This window comes from Enterobacter sp. PGRG2, from assembly GCF_030291195.1.
GTDB lineage: Bacteria > Pseudomonadota > Gammaproteobacteria > Enterobacterales > Enterobacteriaceae > Enterobacter_D.
Genome location: NZ_CP127837.1, coordinates 3192085 through 3198457, shown reverse-complemented (window position 1 = coordinate 3198457; position 6373 = coordinate 3192085). Strand labels below are relative to the sequence as shown.

Genomic DNA, 6373 nt, shown 5'->3' with positions numbered 1-6373 from the left:
GCTCTAAGCAGACCTTTAGCCCAGCCATCCTGTCCGCTYTGTGCMAGAAGCGGACACTATACAGACTTAGCTATATCAGGACATACAGCGTGCTGAACTGATGTTCAGGCCAGCGATGTTTGCTGGCCGGACTTAAGATTCTGCTCCAGCGTCAACCTGATGTGCAGCAGCATCCTTTATTTGTTTAAAAATAACTCAACCGCGGTGGTAAATCGTTCTGGCTGATCCAGCATGACAAAGTGAAAACTGTCATCGATCCGCGTGAAATGGATGTCGGGTGCAGAAGCATAGGCTTGACGGTACATCGCATCCACGCTGGCTGCCGGGATCCCGTATAAGGCATCATACGCGTACACGATCTCAATTGGTGCTTTGATGCGAGCGAGCTCGGGACGCAGGTCGGTAATCATCAATTCATACACGGCATCCGCAACGGTTTTGCGATCAGAATTGATCCCCGCAGTCACCAGAGCAGGTTTCACCGCCCCGTTCTTCACTAAACGGTTTATGGATGCTTTCTGAAACTCCATGAGTTGCTCCGGCGACTGCCGCAGTAACAAATCCCGCATAGCTGCGGCATGCCGGGCAGCCGTTTCGGTGGTCGCCGCAGGGTCAATCATCAACGTATAGAACGGCAAGGCATCGACGATCATCAAACGACCGACCTGGTCAGGATGACGGGCCCCCAGCATCAATGCCATCTCGCCGCCAAGAGAATGGCCAATGATCGCTGGTGCCTGGATGTTCTGGCTTTGAATGTAATCAGCGAGGGCATCAACTGCCGAAGCGATGACTTTTCCCTGTGGACTGGATATGGCAGGCGTACCTGCAAAGCCCGCAAGTTCTACAAGATGAACACGGTGGTTCTTACGTAAAGTTGCGACTAATCCGGCCCAGATGTCGCGAGAGGACGCCAGCCCCGGGATCAATATGACATCCGGCCCTGAGCCTTGCGTCTGTACAGAAATACGCTGCGGGTTCGGATGCTCTGAAGGTATGGACATAGTCTGCGTTGCGGACGCTGAGGCTAAAACTGACAATAATAAAAGAGCCCCACCGAGGATGGCGCGGATTTTTGCGGTACGCATGAGTGTAGTCCTTTTTATTCTACCCCTGACAAACCGGGCCAGGCTGAAAGAAGGGTTTAGCAAATAATCATTGAGGGATTATCAGATGTGTAATTGAGATCTTTACTTAACGTAAGCTGTAGGTGCGAGCGTTCCAGTAACCATTGCCCTGTCGATGGCCCTCTTTCCAGCCCAACGAGATGAGTTCCTTTGCAATCAGTCGATTCATCACCCCATGCCCCATAAGCAGTACGGGCCCGTTTGATTCTTCTGCTGTTGTTACAAGAATATCCGCAGCCTGAACGGCGCGCTGTTTAGCCAGGCTCAGGGTCTCTACATTACGGGAGAAGCCACAAAGCCACATGACGCGGAAAAGAGACGCCCACAAGATGGGGGATAACCTGAATGCTGGCATGCGTAATACGGGCAAGTCTGCTTCCCTGAAGACCTCATCAATGAGGTCCGGTTCACGCCCTAATGCCCTCACAGATGAAAGCGCTCTGGGAAGAGGACTACTTATGATGTGCAATGCGCTGGATGCTAATGATTTACTGGATTGCGGGGCCATATCGCTGCCCGTATCGGAGAGATCATATTGTGAAATCCATTTGTCCATCTCAAGGCTCGTTACCCTCGAAGAACCTGTAAAAGACGGCTTTCCATGACGCATCAAAATAATTTCCATAAAGAGCTTCATTTTTGTGATCCTTATAATGCGGACAATCTAACGCAATGAATCCAGGGTGCACTACCACCATATTTAGGGTTGACCCGGAGGACTGGAGCATGGCAAAAGAAGATCAGTGCGCGCAGAAGCAGATAAATTATACAGCCGTACAGATCTGATGACCGCTTATACATCCAGCTAAAGTGAGACTGCTACTGAACGGGTAATACAGAAATAGATATCAAGCTCAGCAAGGAAAAGTACATATGCCAATACTAATACTCTATACAGAACGCTTGCTGTTAAAACCATTAGCCTCCGAAGATGCCTCACAAATTCAGTTGCTTTACCCGCGTTGGGAGATAGTTCGCTACATGGTCTCTTCAGTACCATGGCCCTACCCTGATAACGGTGCCGAGAGTTACGTCAATAACGTTGCTTTGCCTGATATGGCAAATGGGATAGCCTGGTTCTGGACTATCAGACACCTTGAAACACCAGACAAACTGATGGGTGTAATCTGTCTGTATGATGTTGAGGATAATAACCGTGGATTTTGGTTAGCTCCGGAGCATCAGGGCCAGGGCTTTATGCGTGAGGCCAGTAATGCAGCTACGGATTATTGGTTTAATTCGTTAAATAAGACAGTGTTGCGTGCACCTAAAGCGGCTCTCAATAGCCGTTCAAAAATTATTTCAGAAAGCAGTGGCATGCGGCTCATCAGGACTGAAAAGAAAGAGTATGTCAGCGGTCTGCTTGATTCCGAACTCTGGGAAATCACCCGTGAGGAATGGAATGCTCGTCAGGGCTCTCGCGCTCTACTTTCTGCCGTATCTTAATATTTGTCATAAGTCATTCACTGGATTTGGCTTATGGCTGATAATCTTCATATTCCCAGAAACTGAAACGGCTCAGTTTGATGGCGGCTTTTGACCAGTCCTTGTCATTACAGACAATGATCTTTTTTTCTATATAAGAAAGGATCTCATCATAATCATATTCTTCGACAATGATCATTCCTCTGCCAGACAGGGACTTATATGATGCAAGCTCTTGTTTAAGCCAGACTGGCGTACATACCAACATATCAAAAGCTTCAGCACCGTCACGGTCTTTAGGCCCTATCATTGCTCTGATCCAACAACCGAAACTGGCAGGGTCAGTTGGCCAATAGTTTATCAACCTATCTTCAAGTTCTAGCGATCTAAGCCCTTTTAATTCAATATTCATTTGCTGTATCCAGTTATCAATTACTAATTGATGTTAGGTTAAGGTCTGTTTTGCTCATTGTGACATAAATCGTTTATAGTTCGCTTTGTGCCAGAAGCAGTCATGATAAAGTCCAGTCCTGTAACCACTACCCCATAAAATTTTCTCCATCGAGGCTTCCACCATGACCACCTTTTACCAACTCACCGCCACCAGCCTGCGCGGCGAGCCTTTCTCAATGGCCGACTATGCGGGAAAGCTGGTGCTGGTGGTGAATACGGCCAGTAAGTGTGGTTTCACGCCGCAGTACGCTGGCCTTGAAATGCTCTACAAAAAGTACGGTGCGCAGGGGCTGGTAGTGCTGGGTTTCCCCTGCAACCAGTTCGGTAAACAGGAGCCAGGCGGGGCCGACGACATCGCTCAGACCTGCCACATCAACTACGGCGTGAGCTTCCCGATGTTTGAGAAAGTGGAAGTCAACGGTGCCGCCGCGCACCCGGTGTTTCGTTACCTGAAAGACGCACTGCCCGGCCTGCCGGGCAAGCGCATTAAATGGAACTTTACTAAATTCCTGATCGGGCGCGACGGCAAACCGCTTAAGCGTTTCGCCCCCTTCACCACGCCGCAGAAAATGGAAGCCGCCATCGTCGCCGCACTTAAGTTGTGAGCATTTGAACGGGTCACGTTCAGCGCGCTTCAGGACGCATTAGCCACATGCTGGCGTCGGAATTCCCCCGGCGGCAGGCCGGTGTAGCGGGTGAAGGCGACGTGGAAGGCGCTGGCAGACTGGTATCCTGTACGCAGGGCGATCTGTTCTATTTTATCCTTGCCGCCCATCAGCGCTTTCCTGGCTAACGACATTCGCCAGAACAGCAGATATTGCCCCGGAGACATGCCGACGGTCTCGCTGAATACGGCGAAAAAAGAGGAGCGGGACATCGCGCACTCCCGGGCGAGCTGCGCGATTTGCCAGTCCGCACCGGGGTTGGTATGGATGAGATGCAGCGCGGTGGCGATCTTATCGTGCTGTAACCCTTTCAGGATCCCTGCCGTCGTCGACAGTGCTGGATCGCTACGCAACGCTTCAACCAGTATCAGTTGCAAAAGATGCGTCATTACCGCGTCCCGCCCCGGCCGCCGGGTGCGGCTCTCATCCAGCAGGAGTTCAAACAGGGTGACAAAACGACGCTGCCCTTTAATCAGGATCTCGTTGGGAAGTAACGCGACGATAAGCTGTTTGTCTGGCGTATCGAATTCACAGTGCCCGACATTCATAAGAAATTCCGCCTCCCCGGTTGCTGAACCGATCCTCACGTGCCCGTCCCCGAGCAGGGTCGGCAGCGTAATGTCTTCAGGAGGAGACGTTCCCGCACTGGTGTTCTCAAAGGTATAAGTTGCAGGGATCAGCACGAAATCACCGGCAACAAGCAATGTCGGCGCTTTACCGTTAATACGCATCAGGCATTCCCCCTGCAACACGGCGCAGTAAAACGCCTCTCCGGCAGACTCCCGGACAATACGCCACTTCCCTGCCCCCTCGACGAGTTTGGTATGGGTGGGCCTGGGGTTGAGTAAAGCAACAATATCGGTTAACGGATCTGACACTGGACTCTCTCTCAAGAAAAGTGGATTTCTGATTATATATTGTCCGAATGGCTACGACTATGATTGCTGCTCTGACCAACAGCGAGGATTTACCATGTCGACTGCACTGATTACCGGATGCTCTTCAGGTTTTGGGCTGGCAACAGCACAACTTTTTTTAGCCAGGGGCTGGGACGTGATTGCCACCATGAGAACGCCGGATGCGACGCTTTTTCCTGCCAGCGACCGGCTGCGGATATTGCCGCTGGACATCACCTCTGCGGAAAGTATTACTGATGTGGTGAAAAAGGCGGGCGCGATTGACCTGCTGGTCAATAATGCCGGTCTTGGCGCGGCGGTTCCCGTTGAACTGACGTCCCTCTCCACCGCGCAGCAATTAATGAACATCAATGTGCTGGGCACGCTGGCATTAACGCAGGCGTTTCTGCCGAAGATGAGAGAGAAAAAATCAGGGACGATCATCAACGTGTCTTCGTCCGTGACCACCAAAGCGATGCCGCTGATTGGGGTTTATCGCGCCAGTAAAGCGGCGCTGAATGCCTGGAGCGAGTCATTAGCCGTCGAAGTGAAGCCTTTTGGGATCCGCGTTCACGTTGTATTACCGGGGCGCTCGCCGGAAACGAAGTTTGGTGAAAATGCGCGGGCTTACTCTGGCGGGCGGGACGATGCGGTCTATGGAAGCCTGGTGAATGAATTTATCCAGCGGGCGGGTGATCCCCACGCGCCAGTGACGCACGCGGAAGATGTGGCGAACGCTATTTATGCCGTGGCTGAAAATCAAAACGCTCCGCTCTACACCGCGGCCGGTGAAGATGCGATGCAGCTTCTCTCCGCGGCGCAGCAGCGTTCCCCTTTTTGCGAGTGATTGCGGCGGGCAAAGGCGTGATACGGGAAAAGAGAGAGGGTCTTCCTCTCTCAGTTTCTGAGCCGCAGACAATAATAACGTTGTATTGAGGGAATCAATAACCCTCCCAACAGATACATCCCTTCATTTGTCAGTACAGGAAATTCGGTATCCATTACCCTCCCTGAGAACGTGTGCAAACCCTGCCTGACCTAAATGCATACCAGCAATGAGCAGTTTTTCGCTGACAGCCTTTTCAAGAATCATCTTCCTTGTTTGCTCTGCCTGGATGGGATCAGTGTCGAATAAAATAGAAACAGCCGGTTGTGCTGATTGAATATGCGGATAATGGACAATGTCTCCCCATATTAATAAGCATTTATCATCCGTATCGATGCGAAAACCTGTATGTCCCGGTGTATGGCCTGGTAGCCAAACGGGCAGAATACTTCCTGCAATTTTATCCCCGTTAAAAAAATGCACGTTATGGGCATAAGCGTCTAATGTCTGGCGGACCAGCCGGATATTGCGTTGCCCGCGCTCATTCGCTATTTCGAGTTTCTTATCATCCAGCCAGTGCTGTGCTTCGAGAGGATGAAGCATAATTTCGGCATGTTTAAAAACCGGCTTTTTTTCAGGATCCAGCAGGCCGCCAATATGATCCGGATGGCAATGTGTCAGCAACACGGTATCAATGTCGTCAGGGCTGACACCTGCTGCGGCGAGGTTTGCTGTGAGTTGCATATTGCCAGGCATCCCGGCGCCAGCGTCAACCAAAATGATGCGTCCCCGACCACGGATTAGGTAACAGTTTATATGAATATCGCCGGGCTCATTGATACCCGCATTGCGTTGAATAAGGTCTGCCTCCGCTTTTTCTATGCCTGAGAGCAAATCCAGACTGGCTGACATAATGCCGTCGCTTAGCGCCGTAATTTGAAAATCTCCAGTCTCACGGCTCGGAAAGGGTTGGTTCATTTT

8 protein-coding genes are annotated in these 6373 nt (G+C 51.1%); 3 read left to right on the top strand and 5 right to left on the bottom strand.

Features of this window, described 5'->3' with window-relative positions; all coding sequences use genetic code 11:
• Positions 1-176 precede the first annotated feature (176 nt).
• Together QRD42_RS14330 and QRD42_RS14325 are read right to left on the bottom strand one after the other, a co-directional pair.
• The gene (locus QRD42_RS14330; RefSeq protein ID WP_321987436.1) at positions 177-1088 is read right to left on the bottom strand and encodes an alpha/beta fold hydrolase; all 912 of its coding nucleotides are present in this window, start codon (positions 1086-1088) and stop codon (positions 177-179) included.
• Positions 1089-1194: 106 nt separating this feature from the next.
• Entirely contained in the window at positions 1195-1764 is a 570-nt protein-coding gene (locus QRD42_RS14325; protein WP_321987435.1) for a histidine phosphatase family protein, read from the bottom strand.
• Between the two features lie 236 nt (positions 1765-2000).
• Between QRD42_RS14325 and QRD42_RS14320 the strand changes: the two genes are divergently transcribed.
• A complete protein-coding gene (locus tag QRD42_RS14320) occupies positions 2001-2573 on the top strand; it encodes a GNAT family N-acetyltransferase (protein WP_321987434.1) in 573 nt (190 codons plus the stop codon).
• A gap of 31 nt (positions 2574-2604) precedes the next feature.
• On the opposite strand, the gene QRD42_RS14315 is transcribed toward QRD42_RS14320, so the two are convergent.
• A complete protein-coding gene (locus tag QRD42_RS14315; protein WP_072568412.1) occupies positions 2605-2964 on the bottom strand; it encodes an immunity 8 family protein in 360 nt (119 codons plus the stop codon).
• Positions 2965-3127: 163 nt separating this feature from the next.
• Between QRD42_RS14315 and QRD42_RS14310 the strand changes: the two genes are divergently transcribed.
• Complete coding sequence (locus tag QRD42_RS14310; protein ID WP_072568411.1) at positions 3128-3610, top strand: glutathione peroxidase; 483 nt, start codon at positions 3128-3130, stop codon at positions 3608-3610.
• A gap of 29 nt (positions 3611-3639) precedes the next feature.
• Here the strand turns inward: QRD42_RS14310 and QRD42_RS14305 are convergent, their stop codons facing one another.
• Positions 3640-4548: an AraC family transcriptional regulator gene (locus QRD42_RS14305; RefSeq protein WP_321987433.1), complete on the bottom strand. Its 909-nt coding sequence runs from the start codon at positions 4546-4548 to the stop codon at positions 3640-3642.
• Between the two features lie 94 nt (positions 4549-4642).
• Between QRD42_RS14305 and QRD42_RS14300 the strand changes: the two genes are divergently transcribed.
• Entirely contained in the window at positions 4643-5413 is a 771-nt protein-coding gene (locus QRD42_RS14300) for an SDR family oxidoreductase (RefSeq protein ID WP_321987432.1), read from the top strand.
• Positions 5414-5536: 123 nt separating this feature from the next.
• Here QRD42_RS14300 and QRD42_RS14295 read toward each other — a convergent pair whose 3' ends face one another.
• Positions 5537-6370 (bottom strand): MBL fold metallo-hydrolase, encoded by an 834-nt coding sequence (locus tag QRD42_RS14295; RefSeq protein ID WP_072568408.1) that lies wholly within the window; start codon positions 6368-6370, stop codon positions 5537-5539.
• Between the last annotated feature and the right edge of the window lie 3 nt (positions 6371-6373).

Excerpts from the sequence above, each read along its gene's own strand:
- QRD42_RS14330 (WP_321987436.1), bottom strand. The coding sequence starts at position 1,088 with ATGCGTACCGCAAAAATCCGCGCCATCCTCGGTGGGGCTCTTTTATTA.
- QRD42_RS14325 (WP_321987435.1), bottom strand. The coding sequence starts at position 1,764 with ATGAAGCTCTTTATGGAAATTATTTTGATGCGTCATGGAAAGCCGTCT.
- QRD42_RS14320 (WP_321987434.1), top strand. The coding sequence starts at position 2,001 with ATGCCAATACTAATACTCTATACAGAACGCTTGCTGTTAAAACCATTA.
- QRD42_RS14315 (WP_072568412.1), bottom strand. The coding sequence starts at position 2,964 with ATGAATATTGAATTAAAAGGGCTTAGATCGCTAGAACTTGAAGATAGG.
- QRD42_RS14310 (WP_072568411.1), top strand. The coding sequence starts at position 3,128 with ATGACCACCTTTTACCAACTCACCGCCACCAGCCTGCGCGGCGAGCCT.
- QRD42_RS14300 (WP_321987432.1), top strand. The coding sequence starts at position 4,643 with ATGTCGACTGCACTGATTACCGGATGCTCTTCAGGTTTTGGGCTGGCA.
- QRD42_RS14295 (WP_072568408.1), bottom strand. The coding sequence starts at position 6,370 with ATGAACCAACCCTTTCCGAGCCGTGAGACTGGAGATTTTCAAATTACG.